This is a genomic window from Micromonospora sp. NPDC047670 (assembly GCF_043204915.1).
In the GTDB taxonomy this organism is placed as follows: Bacteria; Actinomycetota; Actinomycetes; order Mycobacteriales; family Micromonosporaceae; genus Micromonospora.
The window spans coordinates 273699-295223 of the sequence record NZ_JBIDDA010000003.1; the positions used below are offsets into that span (position 1 = coordinate 273699).

The 21525-nt window shown below is 74.1% G+C and carries 24 protein-coding genes; 10 read left to right on the forward strand and 14 right to left on the reverse strand.

The features are described from left to right. Positions 1 to 6 precede the first annotated feature (6 nt). Together ACGF7U_RS09245 and ACGF7U_RS09250 are read right to left on the reverse strand one after the other, a co-directional pair. Positions 7 to 1248 carry a class I SAM-dependent RNA methyltransferase gene (locus tag ACGF7U_RS09245; RefSeq protein ID WP_393104656.1) on the reverse strand — a complete coding sequence of 414 codons (1242 nt, stop codon included), beginning with the start codon at positions 1246 to 1248 and terminating at the stop codon, positions 7 to 9. Further along, positions 1245 to 3320, reverse strand: coding sequence for an APC family permease (locus ACGF7U_RS09250; RefSeq protein ID WP_393104658.1), 2076 nt, complete (start codon positions 3318 to 3320; stop codon positions 1245 to 1247). Before ACGF7U_RS09250 ends, ACGF7U_RS09245 begins: the two co-directional genes overlap by 4 nt. 163 nt (positions 3321 to 3483) lie before the next feature. Here ACGF7U_RS09250 and ACGF7U_RS09255 point away from each other — a divergent pair, with 163 nt between their 5' ends. Next, on the forward strand, positions 3484 to 4149 hold the full coding sequence (locus ACGF7U_RS09255) for a potassium channel family protein (RefSeq protein ID WP_393104660.1): 666 nt from the start codon (positions 3484 to 3486) through the stop codon (positions 4147 to 4149). Between the two features lie 3 nt (positions 4150 to 4152). Continuing rightward, the gene (locus tag ACGF7U_RS09260; protein WP_350681297.1) at positions 4153 to 4842 is read left to right on the forward strand and encodes a TrkA family potassium uptake protein; all 690 of its coding nucleotides are present in this window, start codon (positions 4153 to 4155) and stop codon (positions 4840 to 4842) included. A 9-nt stretch (positions 4843 to 4851) separates the two neighbouring features. On the opposite strand, the gene ACGF7U_RS09265 is transcribed toward ACGF7U_RS09260, so the two are convergent. The 4 genes from ACGF7U_RS09265 to dut all read right to left on the reverse strand — a co-directional run bounded on the left by ACGF7U_RS09265 (position 4852) and on the right by dut (position 7339). Then, the gene (locus tag ACGF7U_RS09265) at positions 4852 to 5526 is read right to left on the reverse strand and encodes a DUF3159 domain-containing protein (RefSeq protein ID WP_393104662.1); all 675 of its coding nucleotides are present in this window, start codon (positions 5524 to 5526) and stop codon (positions 4852 to 4854) included. Between the two features lie 31 nt (positions 5527 to 5557). After that, a complete protein-coding gene (locus tag ACGF7U_RS09270) occupies positions 5558 to 5938 on the reverse strand; it encodes an OB-fold nucleic acid binding domain-containing protein (protein ID WP_393104664.1) in 381 nt (126 codons plus the stop codon). 128 nt (positions 5939 to 6066) lie between these two features. After that, the gene (locus ACGF7U_RS09275; RefSeq protein ID WP_393104666.1) at positions 6067 to 6744 is read right to left on the reverse strand and encodes a DUF3710 domain-containing protein; all 678 of its coding nucleotides are present in this window, start codon (positions 6742 to 6744) and stop codon (positions 6067 to 6069) included. A gap of 25 nt (positions 6745 to 6769) precedes the next feature. Further along, positions 6770 to 7339: a dUTP diphosphatase gene (gene dut / locus ACGF7U_RS09280; protein ID WP_393104668.1), complete on the reverse strand. Its 570-nt coding sequence runs from the start codon at positions 7337 to 7339 to the stop codon at positions 6770 to 6772. Positions 7340 to 7429: 90 nt separating this feature from the next. Between dut and ACGF7U_RS09285 the strand changes: the two genes are divergently transcribed. Then, positions 7430 to 7930, forward strand: coding sequence for a DUF3093 domain-containing protein (locus ACGF7U_RS09285; RefSeq protein ID WP_393105284.1), 501 nt, complete (start codon positions 7430 to 7432; stop codon positions 7928 to 7930). Positions 7931 to 7964: 34 nt separating this feature from the next. Here ACGF7U_RS09285 and ACGF7U_RS09290 read toward each other — a convergent pair whose 3' ends face one another. Both ACGF7U_RS09290 and ACGF7U_RS09295 read right to left on the reverse strand, forming a co-directional pair. After that, positions 7965 to 8813: a hypothetical protein gene (locus tag ACGF7U_RS09290; protein ID WP_393104670.1), complete on the reverse strand. Its 849-nt coding sequence runs from the start codon at positions 8811 to 8813 to the stop codon at positions 7965 to 7967. Between the two features lie 135 nt (positions 8814 to 8948). Then, positions 8949 to 9245, reverse strand: a complete 297-nt coding sequence (locus ACGF7U_RS09295; RefSeq protein WP_007075406.1) for a DUF4193 domain-containing protein — start codon at positions 9243 to 9245, stop codon at positions 8949 to 8951. 434 nt (positions 9246 to 9679) lie between these two features. Here ACGF7U_RS09295 and ACGF7U_RS09300 point away from each other — a divergent pair, with 434 nt between their 5' ends. After that, positions 9680 to 10195 (forward strand): LytR C-terminal domain-containing protein, encoded by a 516-nt coding sequence (locus tag ACGF7U_RS09300; protein WP_393105286.1) that lies wholly within the window; start codon positions 9680 to 9682, stop codon positions 10193 to 10195. A gap of 55 nt (positions 10196 to 10250) precedes the next feature. On the opposite strand, the gene ACGF7U_RS09305 is transcribed toward ACGF7U_RS09300, so the two are convergent. After that, positions 10251 to 11066: an inositol monophosphatase family protein gene (locus ACGF7U_RS09305; protein ID WP_393104672.1), complete on the reverse strand. Its 816-nt coding sequence runs from the start codon at positions 11064 to 11066 to the stop codon at positions 10251 to 10253. 289 nt (positions 11067 to 11355) lie between these two features. Here ACGF7U_RS09305 and ACGF7U_RS09310 point away from each other — a divergent pair, with 289 nt between their 5' ends. After that, a complete protein-coding gene (locus ACGF7U_RS09310; RefSeq protein ID WP_393104674.1) occupies positions 11356 to 12966 on the forward strand; it encodes an RNA polymerase sigma factor in 1611 nt (536 codons plus the stop codon). A gap of 244 nt (positions 12967 to 13210) precedes the next feature. After that, complete coding sequence (locus ACGF7U_RS09315; protein ID WP_036374862.1) at positions 13211 to 13444, forward strand: hypothetical protein; 234 nt, start codon at positions 13211 to 13213, stop codon at positions 13442 to 13444. 531 nt (positions 13445 to 13975) lie between these two features. Here ACGF7U_RS09315 and ACGF7U_RS09320 read toward each other — a convergent pair. The 3 genes from ACGF7U_RS09320 to ACGF7U_RS09330 all read right to left on the reverse strand — a co-directional run bounded on the left by ACGF7U_RS09320 (position 13976) and on the right by ACGF7U_RS09330 (position 17008). Further along, a complete protein-coding gene (locus ACGF7U_RS09320; protein WP_393104676.1) occupies positions 13976 to 15706 on the reverse strand; it encodes a DEAD/DEAH box helicase in 1731 nt (576 codons plus the stop codon). A gap of 392 nt (positions 15707 to 16098) precedes the next feature. After that, positions 16099 to 16749 carry a trimeric intracellular cation channel family protein gene (locus tag ACGF7U_RS09325; RefSeq protein ID WP_393104677.1) on the reverse strand — a complete coding sequence of 217 codons (651 nt, stop codon included), beginning with the start codon at positions 16747 to 16749 and terminating at the stop codon, positions 16099 to 16101. Positions 16750 to 16789: 40 nt separating this feature from the next. After that, complete coding sequence (locus ACGF7U_RS09330) at positions 16790 to 17008, reverse strand: DUF3039 domain-containing protein (RefSeq protein ID WP_091096469.1); 219 nt, start codon at positions 17006 to 17008, stop codon at positions 16790 to 16792. Between the two features lie 86 nt (positions 17009 to 17094). Between ACGF7U_RS09330 and ACGF7U_RS09335 the strand changes: the two genes are divergently transcribed. Both ACGF7U_RS09335 and ACGF7U_RS09340 read left to right on the forward strand, forming a co-directional pair. Next, complete coding sequence (locus ACGF7U_RS09335; protein WP_393104679.1) at positions 17095 to 18024, forward strand: pseudouridine-5'-phosphate glycosidase; 930 nt, start codon at positions 17095 to 17097, stop codon at positions 18022 to 18024. Then, positions 18021 to 18917 (forward strand): carbohydrate kinase family protein, encoded by an 897-nt coding sequence (locus ACGF7U_RS09340; protein ID WP_393104681.1) that lies wholly within the window; start codon positions 18021 to 18023, stop codon positions 18915 to 18917. Before ACGF7U_RS09335 ends, ACGF7U_RS09340 begins: the two co-directional genes overlap by 4 nt. A gap of 128 nt (positions 18918 to 19045) precedes the next feature. Here ACGF7U_RS09340 and ACGF7U_RS09345 read toward each other — a convergent pair whose 3' ends face one another. Continuing rightward, positions 19046 to 19402, reverse strand: coding sequence for a DUF3099 domain-containing protein (locus tag ACGF7U_RS09345; protein ID WP_393105288.1), 357 nt, complete (start codon positions 19400 to 19402; stop codon positions 19046 to 19048). Between the two features lie 106 nt (positions 19403 to 19508). Here ACGF7U_RS09345 and ACGF7U_RS09350 point away from each other — a divergent pair, with 106 nt between their 5' ends. Continuing rightward, positions 19509 to 19796, forward strand: a complete 288-nt coding sequence (locus ACGF7U_RS09350) for a hypothetical protein (RefSeq protein WP_245724613.1) — start codon at positions 19509 to 19511, stop codon at positions 19794 to 19796. Between the two features lie 13 nt (positions 19797 to 19809). Beyond that, complete coding sequence (locus ACGF7U_RS09355) at positions 19810 to 20121, forward strand: hypothetical protein (protein ID WP_350681320.1); 312 nt, start codon at positions 19810 to 19812, stop codon at positions 20119 to 20121. 127 nt (positions 20122 to 20248) lie between these two features. Here the strand turns inward: ACGF7U_RS09355 and ACGF7U_RS09360 are convergent, their stop codons facing one another. After that, the gene (locus tag ACGF7U_RS09360; protein ID WP_393104683.1) at positions 20249 to 21496 is read right to left on the reverse strand and encodes a low temperature requirement protein A; all 1248 of its coding nucleotides are present in this window, start codon (positions 21494 to 21496) and stop codon (positions 20249 to 20251) included. Between the last annotated feature and the right edge of the window lie 29 nt (positions 21497 to 21525).

Here is a 21525-nt window from a genome sequence, read left to right on the forward strand (position 1 = left end):
GGCGACTCAGCCGGGCGGCAGGAGCAGCCCGACCAGCTCGACGTGCTGGGTCATCGGGAACAGGTCGAAGCCGCGCAGCGCGGCCAGCCGCCAGCCCGACCCGGCGAAGGTGCGCACGTCCCGGGCGAAGGCGGCCGGGTCGCAGGCCACGTACGCGACCGCGCGCGGGCCGGCCGCGACCACGTCCCGCACCACCCGGGCCCCCGCGCCGGAGCGCGGCGGGTCCAGCACCACCACGTCGACCGGGCCCGTGATCCGGCGGCGGGCCAGCGCCGCCTCCACCCGGGCCGGCACCACCTCGACGCGAGGCAGGTCGCGCAGGTTCTCCCGGGCCGCCGCGACGCCCTGCTCGGCCGACTCCACCAGGGTGACCCGCCCGGCGTCCCCGACCCGGCCGGCCAGCGCCGCGGCGAAGAGCCCCGCCCCGCCGTAGAGGTCCCAGGCGGTCTCCCCCGGCCCGGGGGCGAGCAGGTCCAGCACCGCGTCGACCAGGGTGCGGGCGGCGGCCGGGTGGACCTGCCAGAACGACGACGCGGGCAGCACCCACTCCCGGCCGGCGGCCACCTCACGGACCCGCGCCGGGCCGCTCACCGGGCGCGGCACCCCGTCGGCGACGGCGGTGACCGCCACGTCCCCGCCCGTGGAGGCGACCGTCTCCACCGCGTCCGCGTCCGGCCAGCGGGCCCCGCTCGGGGCCAGCACGGGCAGTTCCCGGATCGCCGGGTGGGCGATCAGGCAGCGGTCGATCGGCACCACCTCGTGCGAACGGTGCTTGAGCAGGCCGGCCCGGCCCGCGCCGTCGACCGCGTAGCGGACGCGGGAGCGCCAGCCGAGCGGCCCGCCGGGCAGCGCGTCCACCCGGACGCCGAGGGCGTCCACCTCCGCGTCGGTGAGCCCGCCCAGGCGGGTGAGCTGCTCCCGGACGACCGCGGCCTTCCAGTCGAGCTGGGCGGCCGGGGCGACGTGCTGCAGGTCGCAGCCGCCGCAACGACCCGGTTTCGCGTACGGGCAGGGCTGCTCGACCCGGTCCGGGGCGGCCTGGAGCACGGTCACCGCGTCGGCCCGGACGAACCCCTTGTGCACCTCGGTGACCTCGGCGACCACCCGCTCGCCGGGCAGCGCGTGCCGGACGAAGACCACCTGGCCGTCCACGCGCGCGACGCAGTGCCCGCCGGGGGCGACCGCCCCGACGGTCAGCTCGACCCGCTCGGCCTCCTCCAGCCCCCGGCCGTGGCGCTCCCCGGTCACCGCTCACCCCCACCGCTCGGGCCGCCCTCGCCGGGCGGTGCGGACACTACCGGCGGGACGCTCGGCGGCAGGGTGCCGCGCGGCGCGACCCGGGGCCCCCGCGCCGGTCCCCGGCTCAGCGTGGCGTCCAGCCGGTCCAGGTCCTTGGACGCCGTCGAGGCGAGCTGCCACGGCACGCTGGTCACCATCACCCCCGGCTCGAACAGCAGCCGGCCCTTGAGGCGCAGCGCGCTCTGGTTGTGCAGCAGGTTCTCCCACCAGCGCCCGACCACGTACTCGGGGATGAAGACCGTGACCACGTCGCGGGGCGACTCGCGGCGGACGCCGGCCACGAAGTCCAGGATCGGACGGGTGATCTCCCGGTACGGCGAGTCGACCACCGTCAGCGGGACCGGCAGGTCCCGCCGCTCCCACTCCGCCTGCAACTCCCGGGTGTCCTTGTCGTCGACGTTGACGGTCACCGCGGTCAGCGTGTCGGGCCGGGTGGCCCGGGCGTACGCGATGGCCCGCAGCGTCGGCTTGTGCAGCTTGCTGACCAGCACGACGGCGTGGTTGCGGGCGGGCAGCACGGCGCGGCCCTCGTCCGGCGGGGTCAGCTCCGCCGCGACCCGGTCGTAGTGCCGGCGGATGGCCAGCATCAGCACGTAGATCATCGCCATCGCGGCGATGGCGATCCACGCGCCGAGGAGGAACTTGGTGACCAGCACGACGACCAGCACGGCGCCGGTCATCGCCATGCCGAACGTGTTGATCGCCCGGGACCGCAGCATCCGCCGGCGCGCCTGCGGGTCCCGAGTGGTCTTCAGGTGCCGGTTCCAGTGCCGGATCATGCCGGCCTGGGAGAGCGTGAACGACACGAACACGCCGACGATGTAGAGCTGGATGAGCCGGGTCACCTCGGCCTGGAAGCCCACGATCAGCACGATCGCGGCGACGGCGAGGAAGACGATGCCGTTGGAGAAGGCCAGCCGGTCGCCCCGGGTGTGCAGCTGCCGGGGCAGGTAGCGGTCCTGGGCGAGGATCGAGCCGAGCACCGGGAACCCGTTGAACGCCGTGTTCGCGGCCAGGAAGAGGATCAGCGCGGTGACCCCGGCGACGACGTAGAGCAGCACCGACCCGGAGCCGAAGACCGTCTCGCCGAGCTGGGTGGTGACGGTCTTCTGCACGTACCCCTCGGGGCCGGAGATGATCTGCAGGTCCGGGTCCTCGACGAACTGCAGTCCGGTGAGCCGGGACAGCCAGATGATCCCGACCAGCATGGCCACCGAGATGCTGCCGAGCAGCAGCAGGGTGGTCGCCGCGTTGCGGCTCTTCGGCGCCTTGAACGCCGGCACCCCGTTCGAGATCGCCTCCACGCCGGTCAGCGCGGCGCACCCCGAGGAGAACGTGCGCAGCAGCAGGAAGACCAGGGCGAAACCGGTCACGCTGTGCTCGGCCTGGATGACGAGGTCGGCGCTGGGGGCGCGCAGGTCGTCGCCGAGCACGAAGACCCGGACCAGCCCGGTGAGCAGCATGCCGACCATCACGATGATGAAGCCGTAGGTGGGGATCGCGAAGGCCGTCCCGGACTCCCGCAGGCCGCGCAGGTTCACCGCGGTGAGCAGCACCACCGCGCAGACCGCGATCAGCACCTTGTGGGTGGCCACGAACGGCACCACCGAGCCGAGGTTGGCCACTCCGGAGGAGACCGAGACCGCGACCGTCAGCACGTAGTCGACCAGCAGCGCGCTGGCCACCCCCACGCCGGCGCGGGGACCGAGGTTCACCGTGGCCACCTCGTAGTCGCCGCCGCCGGAGGGGTAGGCGTGCACGTTCTGCCGGTAGCTGGCGACGACGGTGAGCATCACCACCACGACCGCCAGCGCGATCCACGGCGAGAAGAGGTACGCCGAGGCGCCCGCGATGGAGAGGGTCAGCAGGATCTCGTCCGGCGCGTACGCGACGCTGGAGAGCGCGTCGGAGGCGAAGACGGGCAGCGCGATGCGCTTCGGCAGCAGGGTGTGCTGGAGCCGGTCGGACCGGAACGGTCGACCGAGGAGGAGCCGCTTCAGCAGCGAGGTGGGTCGGGCCACAACCGCCAAGAGTACGACCACCCGGGTCGGCGTCGCGGGGTGGCCGATCACCGGACGCTGGACCGGCGGAGTACCGTCGGTCCGCGCCCCCGCCGGGAACGTGGCAGGCTCGCAGACGACACGCTCACCGGTCGGGCGGTCGCGCACCTTGAGGAGGGACGCGGTGCATGTCGTGATCATGGGTTGTGGCCGGGTCGGTTCGACCCTCGCCCACAGCCTGGAGTCCCGGGGGCACTCGGTCGCGGTCATCGACCACGACTCCGACGCCTTCCGCCGGCTCGGCCCCGAGTTCGCCGGCATCACCGTCACGGGCGCCGGCTTCGACGGCGAGGTGCTCCGGCAGGCCGGCATCGAGCGGGCGGACGCCTTCGCGGCGGTCTCCAGCGGCGACAACTCCAACATCATCTCGGCCCGGCTGGCCCGCGAGACGTTCGGCGTGTCGCGCGTGGCGGCCCGCATCTACGACCAGCGCCGGGCCCAGGTCTACGAGCGGCTCGGCATCCCCACCGTGGCCACCGTCCGGTGGACCGCCGACCGGATGCTGCGGCACCTGGTGCCGGAGGGGAACGTGGAGATCTTCCGCGACCCGACGAGCACGGTGTCGATCGTCGAGGTGCCCGTGCACAAGGACTGGATCGGCCGGTCGGTGCACGCCCTGGAGGGGGCGACGGGGGCCCGGGTGGCATACCTGATCCGCTTCGGCATCGGCACGCTGCCGGCCCCGTCCACCGTCGTGCAGGAGGGCGACCAGCTCTTCATGCTGGTCACCGACGACATCGCGGCGACGGTCACGTCGGTGGCGGCGGCGCCGCCGGAAGGAGGGCTCTGAGCCATGCGCATCGCCATCGCCGGCGCCGGCAACGTGGGCCGCTCGATCGCCCAGGAGCTGATCGACAACGGCCACCAGGTGATGCTCATCGAGCGTCAGCCCAAGATGCTGCGGCCCGACCGGGTGCCCGCCGCGGAGTGGGTGCTGGCCGACGCGTGCGAGCTGACCAGCCTGGAGGAGGCCAACGTCGCCGGCTGCGACGTGGTGGTCGCGGCCACCGGGGACGACAAGGTCAACCTCGTGGTCTCGCTGCTGGCCAAGACCGAGTTCGCGGTGCCCCGGGTGGTGGCCCGGGTCAACCGGGCGGAGAACGAGTGGCTCTTCACCGAGCAGTGGGGCGTCGACGTCGCGGTGAGCAAGCCGCGGGTGATGGCCGCCCTGGTCGAGGAGGCGGTCACCGTCGGCGACCTGGTCCGGCTGATGACCTTCCGGCAGGGCGAGGCGAACCTCGTCGAGATCACCCTGCCGCCGACCGCGCCGTACGTCGGGCAGCCGCTGCACGCGGTGCCGCTGCCGCGCGACTCCGCGCTGGTGGCGATCCTGCGTGGCAAGCGGGTGCTGGTGCCCAGCCCGGACGACCCGCTGGAGGCCGGCGACGAGCTGATCTTCGTCTGCACCGCTGAGGTGGAGGACGCGGTCCGCGCGGTGGTGCTCGGGCCGGACAGCGTGGAGCGGACCCGCGAGCAGCGCTGACGGCGGCGGTCAGCCGCCGCCGGGCAGCGCCTCCCGGGTGACCCGCCGGACCGTCCAGACCGTGATCAGCAGCAGCAGCACGTACGGCGGGTAGCCCAGCACCAGCCTCGCCACGCCGAGCGCCGTGTCCTGGTGGGCGAGGTAGAGCGCCGCCTGGACGCCCACCTTGGCCAGCCAGACCACGCCCCAGAGCACGGTCAGCCCGGTGAAGGTGCGCACCAGGCGCGGGTCGTCGCGCCACTCGGCGCGCCCCTTGGCCACCAGCACCGACCAGATCCATCCCACCAGGGGCTGCCGGACCGCCGCCGAGACCAGCAGGGCCACGCCGTAGCCGATGCCGTAGAGGATGCCGGGCAGGTAGAAGTCGCGCTCGTCGCCGGTGCGCCAGGCGATCGCGGCGCCGACGGCGATGCCGAAGAGCCCGTTGACCGCGTGCCGTACGGGGCGCCGCTGGGCCAGCCGGAGCCCGGCGATCACCAGCGCCACCGCCACCGAGGCGATCACGGCGGGGCGCAGCTCGCCGACGATGTTGGCCACCACGAAGACGACCACCGGGATGCTGGACTCGACCAGGCCCCGCCAGCCGCCGAGCTGGTCGGCCATCTGCTCGGCGAGGGTGGGCAGCCGCTCCTCGTCCTCCGGAGCGCTCTCCGGCTGGGCCGCCCGGTGCTGTCCCGTCGTCATCGCACGCCTTCCGTCCGCCGCGACCACCGGGTCACTTCGGCGGTTCCAGCTCGTAGTACGGGTTGTAGATCACCTTGCGGTCGTCGCGCACGGCCACCCGACCGCGGGCGGTCAGGTGCCGGCCGGGTTCGATGCCGGCGATGTGCCGCCGCCCCAGCCACACCAGGGTGACCACGTCGCTGCCGTCGTAAAGGTCCGCCTCCAGCGTGGGCAGGTTGGTGCGCGGGGTGTAGACCACCGTGCGGAGCCGCCCGGAGACCGAGACCACCTGACCCCGCAGACACTGCCGGGCCGGCACACCGCCGTGCTCGGCACTCTCCCGACGCAGCTCCTGCGCCTCGATCTCCGCCTCGCTCGCGGTGAGCCGGCGCAGCATCCGCCGCAGCGAGCCCCGGTCCTCGTCGGTCGACATGACCTCGGCGTCACCCTCTCCACGCTGGCCGGCGCGGCGCCGGCACGGGCCCGGCACCCGGCGACGCCGGGACCGTCCCGCCAGCGTACGCCGAGGGGACGGCTCCCGACTCCATCGGTGACTCCCGGTCAGGCCTCGCGGGGCCCGGGAGCGGGGTTGCCGCCGGCCGCCGACGCCTCGCCGGCGGCCTGGTCGGCCACCTCGCGGGGCAGCCGCAGCGGCAGCGGCTCGCGCACCGGCTTCGCCTCCTGGCCCCGGTCGACCACCAGGCCGTCGAGGCACTCCGCGAGCGGGCCGGCGGCGGCCGGGTTGGTGGCCGCCTCGCCCTGGTAGACGCCGCGGACCATCCAGCGCGGCCCGTCGATGCCGACGAAGCGCAGGTCGGTGATGCCGTCCGGGGTACGCACCCGGGCGTGCAGCTCGGTGCCGTACTCGCCCTCGACCTCCTGGGCCGCCGCGCCGTCGTTGAACAGCGACTGGCGGATCTCCGCGCGCACCTCGTCCCAGATGCCCTCGGAGCGAGGCGCGGCGAAGACGCCGAGCTGGAGCGCGTTCTGGCCGTGCACCAGCACGACCTGCTGGATCACGCCCTCCGGGTCGGCCTGCACCCGCACCTCGACCTCGCGCACCGCGGGGATCTGCAGGCTGCCCAGGTCGAGCCGCTGCACCCCGGCGGGCGCCTCCGAGACGTCGTACGGGCCGCGCGCCGGGGCCGCCGGGGCCGACTCGGGGGAGTCGAGGACCTCGGTCGTCCGCTCGTCGCGGGCATTCCGTCGGGCATCGTCCCGCTTACGGGAGAAGATCACTGCGCCAACCCTCCGCTGTTCGCACTCACCCTGCCACCTCTTCCGTCCGTCCGCCTGCCCGGTCCCGCTCGTCCCGCCGCCCGGCGGACGCGTCGGGCGCCCGCCGTCCGTCCGGCGCCGGCAGGTCCGCCGGGGTCGGCACCAGGCCGGCGTGTCCGCCGGTGGAGCCGTGCCCGCCGGTGCCGCGCCGGGACGCGGGCAGCTCGGCCACCGGCTGGAAATCCGCCCGCGCCACCCGCTGGACAACGAGCTGGGCGATCCGATCGCCACGGGAGATCTTCGCCGGCACCTCCCGATCATGGTTGATCAGGTTGACCAGGATCTCACCCCGGTAGCCGGCGTCGACCGTACCGGGCGCGTTGAGCACCGTCACGCCGAGTCGGGCAGCGAGCCCCGAACGGGGGTGGACCAGGCCCACGTACCCCTCGGGCAACGCGATGGCCACGCCGGTCGGGACCAGGGCCCGACCGCCGGGGGGCAGCTCGACGTCCGCGGCCGCCACCAGGTCGGCCCCGGCGTCGCCGGGATGGGCGTACGCCGGCAGCGGCAGCTCGGGGTCGAGCTGCCGTACGGGCACGGGTACGACGTCGGTCACGGTTCCCCTCTTCCGTCCGGTTCGTGGGGTGACCCTGACATCCTGCCGGTTCCGCCGGCCGCCGTGCGCCGTACCCTGGCAGGAGTGAGCCTGTCGCCATCCTCGCCGTCCCCGGCGTCGCCCGCCGCGGCGCCCCCGGAGCACACCGAGCGGCTCAGCCTGCCCTGGTGGCTGTGGCTGGGCGGGCTGGCCGCGGCCGCGCTGCTGGCCGTGGAGCTGTGGATGGGCGCCCCCGGCGTGCGGGCCTGGCTGCCGTTCGCGGTGCTGCTGCCGGCGGCCGTCGCCGGCCTGGCCTGGCTGGGCCGGATCCGGATCGCGGTACGCGACGGCGAGCTGCGGGTGGACGACGCCCGGCTGCCGGTCCGCTTCGTCGCCGACGTCGTCCCGCTGGACGCCGCCGGCCGGCGTGAGGTGCTCGGGGTCGGCGCCGACCCGCTGGCGTTCGTGGTGCAGCGGCCGTGGATCCCGGGCGCCGTCCAGGTGGTCCTCGACGACCCGGCCGACCCCACCCCGTTCTGGGTGGTCAGCAGCCGCCACCCCGTCGAGCTGGCCGAGGCGGTCCTGGCCGCCCGCGACGCCGTCCGCTCCTGAGCCACCCGCACCTGTCGCACGGCCCCGGGCGGGGTCAGCCGGTGCCGCCGGGCAGGGCCGGCGCCTTGCGGCGCAGGTCGCTGCGGAGCTGGTCGGCCATCGCCCGGGTGGCCCGGCGGTTGAGGTAGCTCGCCACCGCCGCCCCGGTGAGGAAGGGGCCGAGCGTGGTCAGGTTGCGACCGAAGCGCTTGAGCAGCATGTCCCGCAGCTCCTTGCGGGCGGCGGTGCCCAGCACGGCGCCCACCCCGACGCCGGGCAGCATCGGGTTGATCCCGCGCTGTCCGGCCCACGACTGCACCAGCGCGACCGCCCGCTGGGTGCCGCCGGTCGGCAGCGGAACCCCGTACACCTCGTGCAGCTCGCCGATCAGCTTGAGTTCGACGGCCACCACGGCGACCGTCTCGGCGGCCAGCAGGATCGGCGCGGAGAGCAGGGTCGGGGTGACCGCCCACTCGACCGCGGCGACTCCCCCACCCGCGGCGCCGATGCCCGCCGTCGTCCGCGCGGCGTTGCGCACCAGCCGCTCGGCCAGCGCCTCACCGTCCAGGCCGTCGAAGTGGCGGCGCAGGGTGGCCAGGTCGCGCACGGGCACGTGCGGGGCGACCTCGGCGACCGTGTCGACCATCCAGCGGACGGCGGCCTTCGGCTTGAACAGGTCCCCCAGCCCGCGCGCCCGCGCCTGCCCGACGAGCCGGCCGAGCAGTTGCCGCCGGCGGGGCGTGCCGATGTCGTCGGCCGTCAACGCCGCGACGGTGGTGCCCAGCTCGTCGTCCGCGCCCGGCCCGGGCACGGCGTCGGCCGGGCTCGGGGCACGGTCGCGGGCGCCCTCGGCGCGGGTCCCGTCCGCGCCGCCCGTGCCGCGCGGTTCGCTGCACTCGCTCATGGGTCGACCTCCCGAATGGACGGACGCCGACGCCGCGGCCGCCCGTCACGAGTCAAGCAGGTCCCCCGCCGTACCGCACGGCGACTCGGGCAGCGGCGGCCCCGCGAGGGAGCCGCCGCTGGTGAGGGCGTGGTGTCAGACGCACTCGCGGCAGATGAGCTCGCCGTTGCGCTCGACCGCCAACTGGCTGCGGTGGTGCACCAGGAAGCAGCGGGCACAGCGGAACTCGTCCTGCTGCATCGGCAGCACCTTGACCGTGAGCTCCTCGTCGGCCAGATCGGCACCGGGCAGCTCGAAGCTCTCGGCCACCTCGGCCTCGTCGACGTCCACGGCGCCGGACTGTGAGTCGACGCGCCGAGCCTTGAGCTCTTCCAGGCTGTCCTCGCCGAGGTCGACCTCGTCGCGACGCGGGGCGTCGTAGTCGGTGGCCATCGGTTTCACTCTCCCATATCGATGTTGTCGCTTCCGGTTGTAACGCCGGACGACGCTGTTTCGGTTCCGCTGGCCGGCCACCACTTGTGTCGGTCACCCGACCCGAAGACAGCACGGACGGGGACCCCCGGGAGGAACCCCCAGCGAGCGCGGAACCATACCCCCCCTTTGGGCGAGGCATGTATACCGCCCTCGTGGCTGAGATGTACGCCCCCGCACGCGAAGTTGTTCCCAATGTGACTCAGGCGACACGAAGATAGGGGTAGTAGTACCCGGTTCCCGGATGGCGCGCCGGCATGTCGGACTGTTTCCACGCGACGGCCGGACAACCGTTAACCTCAGCGGCGTACTCGACGGCCGGCGGGGCGGCCTGACCGCCGGCGGCCGCCGCCACCCACCATTGTCCGGGGAGCGCCCTGATGAGCTTTGCGCGAGTGCGAGCACTCGTTGTCGTCGGTCTGCTGGCGGTGCTGGCCCTGGTCTTCGTCGTGGTCGCCCTGGTCCGCGACTCCCAGGGCGAGGCCGGCCTGGCCGGGGGCTGCCCGGAGGGCTGGCCGCTCGCCGACGTGACCCTGCGCGAGCCCAAGGACGTCAAGATCAACGTGCTGAACGGCACCGACCAGGTCGGCCTGGCCAAGACCATCGCGGACGACTTCCGCAACCGGAAGTTCCAGGTGAAGAAGACCGGCGACGAGAAGAAGCAGATCGACGACATCGCGGTGCTGCGCTACGGCCCGAAGGGCGTCGGCTCGGCGCACCTGCTGCGGGCGTACTTCCTCAACAACGCCGAGTACGAGTACGACGCCAAGCGCACCGACGACGTGGTCGACGTGGTGCTCGGCAGCGGCTTCCAGCAGCTGGCCACCACGACCGAGGTCAACCAGTCCCTGGGCGACCTCGGCGCGCCGGTCGCGCCCGCCGGTTCCTGCCCGACGCGCGCGGACGACTGACCCCAGGCGCCGCGCCCGCGCCGGCCGGTGGCCGGCGCGGGCGCGGACCCGTCCGTCACGGGCCGCCGGCGGCGTCCAGGTCGGCGAGCCGGTCGTGCAGGGGCTTGAACAGCGCCGACGGGGCGGCGATCACCAGGTCCGGGCCGGCCGGCAACCCGCCCAGCCCGGCCACCAGCAGCCCGGCCTCGGTGGCCACCAGGGCCCCGGCGGCCTGGTCCCAGGCGGCCAACCCCTTCTCGTAGTAGGCGTCCACCCGCCCCTCCGCCGCCAGGCAGAGGTCCAGCGCGGCGGCGCCCAGCCGGCGGATGTCACGGACGTGCGGGATCAGCTCGGCGACCACCCGGGCCTGGTGCGCCCGGCGGGCCGGGTCGTAGCCGAACCCCGTGGCGACCAGCGCCTGGCCGAGGTCGGTCTCGGTGGAGCAGCGCAGCCGCTCGCCGGCGCGCCAGGCGCCCCCGCCGAGGGTGGCGGTCCACTCCTCGCCGGTGTTGATGTTGCGCACCACCCCGGCCACCACCTCGCCGTCGACCTCGGCGGCGAGCGAGACCGCGCAGTGCGGGATCCCGTACAGATAGTTGACGGTGCCGTCGATCGGGTCGACGATCCAGCGCACCCCGCCGGGGCCGACCGGGCCGGCCTCCCCCACGCCGTACTCCTCGCCGAGCACGGCGTCGCCCGGGCGCAGTCGGCGCAGCGCGTCGACCACCTGCCGCTCGACCGCCCGGTCCGCGGCGGTCACCACGTCGGTGACGGTGCTCTTGGTCGCGGCCACCGACACGCCCTCGACCCGCATCCGGTACGCGGTCGCCGCCGCGTCCCGGGCCACCTCGATCGCGATCTCCAGCAGCTCCGCAGGCGCCGAGCGGTCCATCGTTCGTCCCCTTCCCGCACGGCCGGGGTGTTCCGGGTCACGCGCGGGTACCATCCTTACAAAGTCCACATCTACGTCGAATCGGCGGTCCCCGCCGCCGGTCGGCCGTGCGGCGACGGATGATCGCCGCAGACGGCGTTACAATTCACCCCTGCCCACGCTGCGACGGACCGCCAACGACCGGCCGGCCCGGGACACGGGGGTCCCTCAACCACATCGCCCGGCACGGTGCCCCGCTCTGCGCCGGACGACCCGGCCGTGCTCGCTCTTCGCCTCCGGAAGGTCATTCGTGACAGAACCCCGCCAGACCGGCGCCGACGTTCGCTCGCTCACCGACACCCTGATCGCCCACGCGCAGAGCGCCGGCGGCCAGCTCACGTCGGCCCAGCTCGCGCGCACCGTCGAGTCCGCCGAGGTGACTCCGGCCCAGGCCAAGAAGATCCTGCGGGCGCTCTCCGAGGCGGGAGTGACCGTGGTGGTGGACGGCTCGGCGAGCACCCGCCGCCGCGTCGCCGCCGCCCGCTCGGCCACCCCGGCGTCCCGGGCCACCACCGCCAAGACGACCAAGAAGGCCGCCGCGCCCGCCCCGAAGCAGGCGCCCGCCGCCGACGAGGCCCCCGCGCCCGCCCCGCGCAAGGTCGCCGCCCGCAAGGCCGGCACCACCGTCGAGGTGGCCGCCAAGGCCGCGGTCCCCGCCAAGGCGACCAAGTCGACCCGGGCCACCAAGGCCACGGTCGCCGCGGCCGCCGGCGCCAAGCCGGCCAAGGCCGCCGGCAAGGCCAAGGGCGAGGGCGCCGAGGGCGACATCGATCCGGAGGAGCTGGCCGCCGAGATCGAGGACGTGGTGGTCGAGGAGCCGGCGGAGCTGACCCAGGCCGCCGAGACCGACGCCGCCAACTCGGCCAGCGACAACGACTTCGAGTGGGACGACGAGGAGTCCGAGGCGCTCAAGCAGGCGCGCCGCGACGCCGAGCTGACCGCCTCGGCCGACTCGGTCCGGGCATACCTCAAGCAGATCGGCAAGGTCCCGCTGCTCAACGCCGAGCAGGAGGTGGAGCTCGCCAAGCGGATCGAGGCCGGCCTCTACGCCGCCGAGCGGCTGCGCGCGGCCGACGAGGGCGAGGAGAAGCTGACCCGCGACATGCAGCGGGACCTGCTCTGGATCTCGCGCGACGGCGAGCGGGCCAAGAACCACCTGCTGGAGGCCAACCTCCGGCTGGTCGTCTCCTTGGCCAAGCGCTACACCGGTCGCGGCATGGCCTTCCTCGACCTCATCCAGGAGGGCAACCTCGGCCTGATCCGCGCGGTCGAGAAGTTCGACTACACCAAGGGCTACAAGTTCTCCACCTACGCCACCTGGTGGATCCGGCAGGCGATCACCCGCGCGATGGCCGACCAGGCCCGCACCATCCGCATCCCGGTGCACATGGTCGAGGTGATCAACAAGCTCGGCCGGATCCAGCGCGAGCTGCTCCAGGACCTGGGCCGCGAGCCCACCCCGGAGGAGCTGGCCAAGGAGATGGACATCACACCGGAGAAGGTGCTGGAGATCCAGCAGTACGCCCGGGAGCCCATCTCGCTGGACCAGACGATCGGCGACGAAGGCGACAGCCAGCTCGGCGACTTCATCGAGGACTCGGAAGCCGTAGTCGCCGTCGACGCGGTGTCGTTCTCGCTGCTGCAGGACCAGCTCCAGCAGGTGCTGCAGACGTTGTCCGAGCGTGAGGCGGGTGTGGTACGCCTGCGCTTCGGCCTGACCGACGGCCAGCCGCGCACGCTGGACGAGATCGGCCAGGTCTACGGGGTGACCCGGGAGCGCATCCGGCAGATCGAGTCCAAGACGATGTCCAAGCTGCGTCACCCGTCGCGTTCGCAGGTGCTCCGGGATTACCTGGACTGACCGCGATCGTCAACCGAACGTGTCGTTTTGACCACCTGGCGTGCAACGTCGGATGGTGATCGTTCGGATGCACGATTGTGATCGTTGACGTGGCACCCTTGATGCACTGCACACTGTCCCTGCCATGTGTGACCTCGGTCCCCCGCGGGCACACAGGGAAGGCAGCGCCGGGACAGGGTGTTGCACGATAGGTGAGCAACGACCGAAGAGATTGTTCATCGGTGACGACCAGAGGAGGAAGGCGATGACCCCGACCCTCACGCCGCCGCCCGAGACGGTGGCTCCCCCAGCCGCCGATGAACGGTGCGACCGCTGCAATGCTGCCGGCAAGCTCCGGATCACTCTGGCGGGTGGGAGCGAGCTGGTGTTCTGTGGGCACCACGCGAACAAGTACGCGGAGGATCTCGTGAAGATCACCGTGCGGTACGCGACGGACCCGGAGTTCAGCTGGCGTGGCGCCGATCTGATGGCGAACTGAATCCGCAAACCCACGACATAGCCGGCCGGAGGCACCCCAAGGGGGCCTCCGGCCGGCTTTTTGCGCACCCCGCCCCCGCGGCGCCTCACGCCCCCACCCTCCCCCGGCGCCTCACGCCCCCGCCTCCCCCGGCACCTCACGGCCCCCGGCCGGCCATGGCCGCCGTGGAGGCGATCGGGCCGCGGCCGCGACCGGTCGCGGCCGCCGCGGGCCCACGGCCGATCCTGACGGGTGTGGCGGGCTCGGACGGTGCATCCCGCGACCCGTGCCGCGCCGCCGGCGAGCCGCAGCCGACACGGGCGGAGCGGACGCGCGACCCGTGCCACGAACGGGCCGACGGGGCGGCGGGCACGGGCGGAGCGGACCGCGCGACCCGTGCCACGAACGGGGCGGCGGGCACGGGCGGAGCGGACCGCGCGACCCGTGCCACGAACGGGGCGGCGGGCACGGGCGGAGCGGACCGCGCGTCCGGCCCACGGCGGCACGGACCTCCGGAGGGCTCCGCCGCGCGTACGTGCGGGACGGCCGCCGTCAGAGGGTCTGGACGGTGGCGATGCGCTCCTCGAGCTGTTCGATGGTGGCCTGGGCGCTCGGCGGGCCGCCGCAGAGGCGGCGCAGCTCGGCGTGGATCTTGCCGTGCGGCTGCCCGGTGCGGTGGTGCCGGGCGGCCACCAGAGCGTTCAGCTGCCGCCGCAGGGCGACCCGACGCTGGGCGGCACTCATCGGTGCCGGCGGCGCCGCCGACGGCTCAGCGGCCGGCTCAGCGGGCCGCGCGGCCCGCCGGCGCTGGGCCGCGAGCTGCTCCTGCTGCCGCTTGGTCAGCAGCATGGCGACCTGGTCGGCGGTGAGCAGCCCGGGCAGGCCCAGGTACTCCTCCTCCTCGGGCGTGCCGGCCTGCGCGGCGGTGCCGAACGAGGCGCCGTCGAAGATCACCTGGTCCAGCTCGGCGGTCGCCGAGAGCGCGGCGAACCGCTTCTCCAACTCACCGCTCGCCTGGTCGTCACGCTGCGCGCGCTCCAGCAGGTCGTCGTCGAAACCCTCGCGGTCCTTCGGCTTGCCGAGCACGTGGTCCCGCTCGGCCTCCATCTCGCTGGCCAGCCCGAGCAGGTGCGGCACGCTGGGCAGGAAGACCGAGGCGGTCTCCCCCGGGCGGCGGGCGCGCACGAACCGGCCGATCGCCTGCGCGAAGTAGAGCGGGGTGCTGGCGCTGGTCGCGTACACGCCGACCGCCAGCCGCGGGATGTCGACGCCCTCGGACACCATCCGGACCGCCACCAGCCACCGCTGCTCGGACGCCGCGAACGTCGCGATCCGCGCCGAGGCGCCCACGTCGTCGGAGAGCACCACCGCCGCCCGCTCGCCGGTCACCTGCTCGATGAGCCTGGCGTACGAGCGGGCGGCCTGCTGGTCGCTGGCGATGACGAGCCCGCCGGCGTCGGGCATCCCCGCGTTGCGCAGCACGGTCAGCCGGGCGTCGGCGGCCCGCAGCACCTGCGGCATCCAGTCGCCCGCCGGGTCCAGGGCGGTACGCCACGCCTGCGCGACGAGGTCCTGGGTCATCGGCTCGCCGAGCCGCGCCGCCAGCTCCTCCCCGGCGTTGGTGCGCCACCGGGTCTCCCCCGAGTACGCCAGGAAGAGCACCGGGCGGACGACGCCGTCGCGCAGCGCGTCGGAGTAGCCGTAGACCGAGTCGGCGCGGGAGCGGAGCAGTCCGTCGCCGCCCCGCTCGTAGGTGACGAACGGGATCGGGTTGTCGTCGGAGCGGAACGGGGTGCCGGTGAGCATCAGCCGGCGCTCGGCGCCCTCGAAGGCGGCCTTCACCCCGTCGCCCCAGGAGCGGCTGTCGCCCGCGTGGTGGATCTCGTCGAGGATGACCAGGGTGCGCCGGGTCAGGGTGCGCCGCTTGTGCACCTGGGGTGCCATGCCCACCTGCGCGTACGTCACGACGGCGCCGTGGAAGTCGGCGGAGGAGTGCAGGTCGGCGTTACGGAAGGCGGCGTCGAGCTGGATGCCGACCCGGGCCGCCGCCTGCGCCCACTGGGTCTTGAGGTGCTCGGTGGGGGCCACCACGGTGACCGCCTCGACGGTGCCGTCGGCGAGCAGCTCGGCGGCGATCCGCAGGGCGAAGGTGGTCTTGCCGGCGCCCGGGGTGGCGACCGCCGTGAAGTCGGGGTCGCGCCGGCGCAGGTACTCCACCAGTGCCTTGCGCTGCCACGCGCGCAGTGCCGGAAACGTCTCGATCGCCGGCAACCGGGCCGCCACGCGAAGCTCCTCTCCGACCGCCTGATGGGCGGACCCCGGCCGAGGGCCACGGGTACCGCCGCCCATGAAAACGCCTCCGCGCCGTTGTGCCGCGAAGGCCGACTCAGCATAACCAGCGCGGCCCGCCCGACCCAGCCGACACAACGCTCCTCACATCCCCACCTGACCCGGCCCCCACTCCGGCCCCACCTCCCACCCGCCCTCTCCCCTACCTCCGCCCCGCCCCCGCTCACCCTCGTTCCCGCTCCCAGTCCCGCTCCCGCTCCCGCTCCGCTTGCGCGATCTTGCACTTTCGGCCCCCGTTACGGGTGGCATGCCGCTTTGACCGGGCAGCAACCGCAAGATCGACGACCGGGGGCGGCGGGAGGGGCGCGGGGAGGGGCGGCGGGAGGTCAGGGGTGGGGGCCGGGGGTGTGGGTGCGTGGGGGGCGCAGGGTGGCCACCGGGGCCGACCAGCGCCGACGCAGGGCGATGAGGCGGAGCAGGAAGACGAGCACCGCCGCCGCGGTCAGCCAGGCGGCGTTGGCGTGCCCGAGCGCGTCCAGCAACGCGACGGCGATCGAGCCGGCGAGCGCGGCGACGGCGTAGATCTCGCGCCGCAGCACCACCGGGATCTCGGCGGTGAGCAGGTCCCGGCCGAGGCCGCCGCCGATCGCGGTGAGCATGCCGATCACGCACGCCCCCACCGCCGGCACCTGGGCGTCGAGGGCCTTGAGCGTGCCGGTGACCGTGAACAGCCCCAGCCCGGCCGCGTCCAGCACCAGCACGGTGGTGCGCAGCTTGGCGAGCTGGGGGTGCAGCCAGAAGACGGCGGCGGCGGTGACGGCGGCCGTGGCGGCGTACCGCCAGTCGGCGAAGGCCAGCGGTGGCACCTCGTCGATCGCCAGGTCCCGGAAGATCCCGCCGCCGAGCGCGGCGACGAATCCGACGAAGACGACGCCGAACAGGTCGAGCCGTTTGGCCACCGCCGCGGAGGCCCCGGAGGCGGCGAAGACCGCCACCCCGGTGAGGTCGGCGAGGAGCAGGGCGGTGGAGGTGGTCACCGCCGAAGGTTACGTGGGCGGCCGGAACGGCCGCCCGGGTTCACTCGGCGTACGAGTCGTAGATCTCCTTGCACTTCGGGCAGACCGGCGAGCCGGGCTTGGCGGCCTTGGTCACCGGGAACGTCTCCCCACAGAGCGCGACGACGAAGGTGCCCATGACGGCACTCTCGGCGATCTTCTCCTTGCGCACGTAGTGGAACATCTCGGGACCGGTGTCGGCGTCCTTCAGCTCCGGACGCTCGAGAACCTGTGTGCTCACTTCTGCACCTCCAACCGTCAAGTTTGGCAGGTCACCGCTGCCCGGTCCACTTCAGGCCGGCGCAGGCGGGGCCGTACGGTGGTGACGTGACTGACTTTCACATCCACTACGGCACCGAGGTGGCCGACGCCCTGCGCGACGGGCGCCCCGTCGTCGCCCTGGAGAGCACCATCGTCTCGCACGGCCTCCCCCGGCCGGACAACCTTCGGGTGGCCCGGGAGATCGAACAGGCCGTCCGGGACGCGGGCGCGGTCCCGGCGACCATCGGCATGGTCGGCGGCCGGCTCGTGGTGGGCCTCGACGACGCGGAGCTGACCCGGCTCGCCAGCGTCAACGGGGTCGCCAAGCTCTCCGTACGCGATCTCGCCGTGGCGGCGGCGACCGGCGCGGACGGCGCCACGACCGTGGCCGCGACCAGCGCGGTGGCCGCCGCCGCGGGGATCGGGGTGTTCGCCACCGGCGGCCTCGGCGGGGTGCACCGGGAGGCCGCGCAGACCTTCGACGAGTCGGCCGACCTGGTCACCCTGGCCCGGACGCCGATCGCGGTGGTCTGCGCCGGCGTCAAGTCGATCCTCGACGTGGGCGCCACCCTGGAGCGGCTGGAGACCCTCGGCGTCGGCGTGGTCGGCTACCGGACCCGGCGGTTCCCCGGCTTCTTCATCACCGACGGCGGCTTCGACCTGGACTGGTCGCTGGACTCGGCCGAGCAGGTCGCGGACGTGCTCACCGCCCGGCGGCAGCACGGCGTGCACCATGGCGGCCTGATCGTGGCCAACCCGCTGCCGACCGACGAGCAGCTGGACCCGCAGCTGCACGACCGGACCCTCGCCGACGGCCTGACGCTGCTGGAGCGCGACGGGGTGACCGGCAAGGCGGTCACGCCCTACCTGCTGGCCCACTTCCACTCGGCCACCGAGGGGGCGAGCCTGGCGGTGAACGTCCGGATCATCCTGCGCAACGCCGACCTCGCCGCCCGGATCGCGGTCGCCGCGGCCGCCCGCCGCGCCGACGCATGACTGCAGGCCGCGTCCTCGTCGTCGGCGACCTGATCACCGACGTGGTGGCGGTGCTGGCCGGGCCGGTGGCCACCGGCTCCGACGCCCCGGCGGCGATCCGGTTCAGCGGCGGCGGGCAGGCCGCCAACACCGCCGCCTGGCTGGCCGCCCAGGGCGTGTCGGTGACGCTGGTGGGCGCGGTCGGCGACGACGGCCAGGGACGGGAGCGGGTCGTTGAGCTGGAGCGGGCCGGGGTCGACTGCGCGGTGACGCGGCACCCGGAGCACGCCACCGGCACGGTCATCGTGCTGGCCACGGCCGGGGAACGGACGATGATCACCGAGCGGGGCGCGAACCTCCGGCTGGCCCCGGCGGACGTCGACGCGGCGCTGGCCGCCGCGCCGGACGCACGGCACCTGCACCTGTCCGGGTACACCCTGCTGGACGCCGAGTCCCGCCCGGCCGGGCTGCGCGCGCTGGCCGCCGCCCGCGAGCGCGGGCTCACCACCAGCGTCGACGCGGCCTCCGCGGCGCCGCTGCGGCGGGTCGGCGCGGCGGCCTTCCTGTCCTGGGTACGCGGGGTCGACCTGCTCCTGGTCAACGCCGACGAGGCGACGGTGCTGGCGGGCGGGCTCGACCCCGCGGCGCAGGGGCGCGCGCTGTCGGCCTCCGCCCGGCGGATCGTCGTCAAACAGGGGGCGGCGGGGGCGGTCTGGGTCGACCGGGACGCCACGGTCGCCGTGGCGCCGGCCCGCCGGGCGGCGGTGGTGGACGTCACCGGGGCCGGGGACGCCTTCGCGGCCGGGCTGCTGGCCGCCTGGCTCGACGGCGCGGGCCCGGAGGTGGCGCTGGCCCGGGCCGGCGACCTCGGCGCCCTGGCGGTCTCCCAGGTAGGCGCCCGCCCCAACCCCTGACCCGCCCCTCGCCCCTCGCCCCGCACGATCTTTCAGTTTGTGCCCCTCGTTTGCCCGCTCAGCGGCTTTTGCCCGGGGCAGAAACTGCAAGATCGCGGAGCGGGGGTGGGGTGAGGGCGGGAGGTGGGTCAGGGTTCGGCGTCGATGATCTTGTACGGCCGCTCCTCGGCGGTCAGGCTCATCGGCGGGGTCTCGTCCCGGTGCCTCGGCTGGAACCGGTTCGCCAGCCGGTGCTGCTCCTTCGGCGGCCGGTCGTTGGCCAGCAAGACCGCCAGCCACGGGATGAGCACCATGCCGAGGGCCACCAACGGCAGCCAGAGCCAGAGCAGCGGGGCCTGCACGCCCACCAGGACGGCGCCGACGATCACGCAGGCCACCCGGATGCCCATCATCAGCACGTAGCGCTTCTGACGGCTGGTGAGCTGGTCGTCCTGGCTGCGCGAGGCGTCGGTGATCAGGATCGGCTGGTACGCCTGACGCTTCACCACGGACCTCCTCGAGGGGGTTACCCCCCATCCTGTCACCTCCGGAGCGTGATCAGCGAAAATCGCTCCGGCCGGCTGCGTGTTACATCCGTGGTACGCTCCCGCCGTGGGCAGCAGGTTCAGCTTCACCGACGAGGCGTTGGCCAACCTGAGGGTCTACGACGTCACGCCCGGGGAAGTCTGGGAGGCGCTGCACAGCACCCGCCGGGTGATCCGTCACCTGGGCGACGACGTGATGGTCGTCTACGCCGCCGCCCGCCGGGGGCGCCGGCTGGCCGTGCTGCTCGCCGAGGCCGACGGCACCGACAACGACTGGGACATCCTCTCCGCTCGCGAGCTGAGCGACGCCGAGGCGAAGCGCTACGACGAGGCCGTGCGGAGATCTCGCCGATGAGGAGGCGGTGACGATGAACCGTAACGACGCGACCAAGCAGTTCCACAGCGGCGGCGACCGGCTCGCGGAGCTGATCGACGAGAGTCAGCCGGTGGAGCTGCCCACCCCCGACACCGACACCCCCATGGTCAGCCGCTCGGTGCGCCTGCCGCTGGAGACGTACGAGCGGGTCCGCGCGGCCGCCGACGCGCGCGGCATCGGGGTCACCACGCTGATGCGGCAGTGGATCGAGGCCGGCCTGGCCGACCTGGACGACTCGGCGACGGTCTCCCTCGCCGACGTGCGGCGGGCACTGGCCGCCCTGTCCCGGCCGACGGCCGCCTGACGACACCGCGGGTCGGAGCCCGCCGCGGCCGCCGCCTGACGGCACCGCGGGTCGAGACCCACCCGAGCGCCGCCTGCCGGCTTCCCGCGTCGGACCCCGCCGCGGCCGCCGCCTGGCCCCCCGACGCTCAGGGGGCCTGGTGGAAGTCCCCTCCTCCGCCCCCGGCCTCGCCGTGCAGGAGCGGCGAGGCGGGTATCTCCGGCGCACGACCGCGGCTGCGCCACGCGTCGGCGAGCGCGACCCCGGCCAGCACCACGGCGACCACCGCCTGCGCCGCCATCGGCGAGCCCAGGACGAGCGCCGGCGCCAGCAGGAGCAGCGCCAGCAGGCCGCCCGAGCGGGACCAGGACACCCGGCCGAAGATCTCGTACTCGAAGCGCGCCCGGCCGACCAGGAAGATCGCCGGGCCGCCGACGACGAAGAACAGCCAGGTCGGGTCGATCCGACCGTACGGGTGCGCGATCACCAGTTCGTAGCCGACGGCGGTGCTCAGCACGCCGACGACGACGACCAGATGGGTGGCGGCGACGGAGGCGCCGAGCCGCCCTGGCGACCGGGCCACCCGCAGCGCCTCGGCGAGCAGGTGCCCCGCCCGGTGGAAGTAGATCCGCCACAGCAGCGCCGTGGTGAGGAACGCGATGGTGAAGGCGCCGGCCCGGTCGGCGGTGAAGGCCATGCCGCTGTACGTCAGCCCGATCACCAGGATGCTCTCCCCCAGCGAGATGAGGAAGATCTGCTGGTAGCGGTCGGCCAGATGCTCGCCGGCGATCAGCCAGCCGGACGCGCGAGCCGGCCCCAGTCGGGGCAACGGCCAGCCGAGCACGAGGCCGGTGCCGTCGACGGCCAGCGCGAGCACCCACAGCGGCAGGCGCAACTGCTCCGGCGCGAACACCCCGGCCAGCCAGGGCACGGCGCCCAGGGCCGCCCAGGCGGCGAGCCGCAGCGGTACCGTACGGCGCGGGTGACGACGCAGCGCCACGGCGACGACCGAGGGCCGGCCGATCATCACCGCCAGGTACGCGAGCACGAACGGCAGGGCCCGCTCCTCGAACGCCCCGGGCAGCGCCACCGCCATCACCATGGCGCCGAACATCGACCCCACCACGACGAACTGGATCACCGACCGCTCCGGCTCGTACCGGCTGGTGACCCAGACGGTGATCGTCCAGAGCAGCCAGAGGGCGAGGAAGAGCACGCCGGTGCGCACGATCTCGGCGGCCAGCCCGGCGGCGGAGTCCCCCGCGCCGTCGACCAGTCGCAGCGAGACCCGGGTCAGCGCGAAGACGAAGACCAGGTCGAAGAAGAGCTCCAGGAAGGTGGCCCGGGTCGAGCTGACCTCCGGACGCAGCAGCTGCTCGCCGCGTTGGTCCGTCATCGGCTGCCTGTAGTCGCCATCTGGCTACA

Coding starts and splice junctions, on each gene's coding strand:
- ACGF7U_RS09260 (WP_350681297.1), top strand. CDS start 4,153: ATGCGCATCGCCATCGCCGGCGCCGGCAACGTGGGCCGCTCGATCGCC.
- ACGF7U_RS09340 (WP_393104681.1), top strand. CDS start 18,021: ATGACTGCAGGCCGCGTCCTCGTCGTCGGCGACCTGATCACCGACGTG.
- ACGF7U_RS09270 (WP_393104664.1), bottom strand. CDS start 5,938: ATGTCGACCGACGAGGACCGGGGCTCGCTGCGGCGGATGCTGCGCCGG.
- ACGF7U_RS09305 (WP_393104672.1), bottom strand. CDS start 11,066: ATGGACCGCTCGGCGCCTGCGGAGCTGCTGGAGATCGCGATCGAGGTG.
- ACGF7U_RS09360 (WP_393104683.1), bottom strand. CDS start 21,496: ATGACGGACCAACGCGGCGAGCAGCTGCTGCGTCCGGAGGTCAGCTCG.
- ACGF7U_RS09315 (WP_036374862.1), top strand. CDS start 13,211: ATGACCCCGACCCTCACGCCGCCGCCCGAGACGGTGGCTCCCCCAGCC.
- ACGF7U_RS09295 (WP_007075406.1), bottom strand. CDS start 9,245: ATGGCCACCGACTACGACGCCCCGCGTCGCGACGAGGTCGACCTCGGC.
- ACGF7U_RS09355 (WP_350681320.1), top strand. CDS start 19,810: ATGAACCGTAACGACGCGACCAAGCAGTTCCACAGCGGCGGCGACCGG.
- ACGF7U_RS09265 (WP_393104662.1), bottom strand. CDS start 5,526: ATGACGACGGGACAGCACCGGGCGGCCCAGCCGGAGAGCGCTCCGGAG.
- ACGF7U_RS09290 (WP_393104670.1), bottom strand. CDS start 8,813: ATGAGCGAGTGCAGCGAACCGCGCGGCACGGGCGGCGCGGACGGGACC.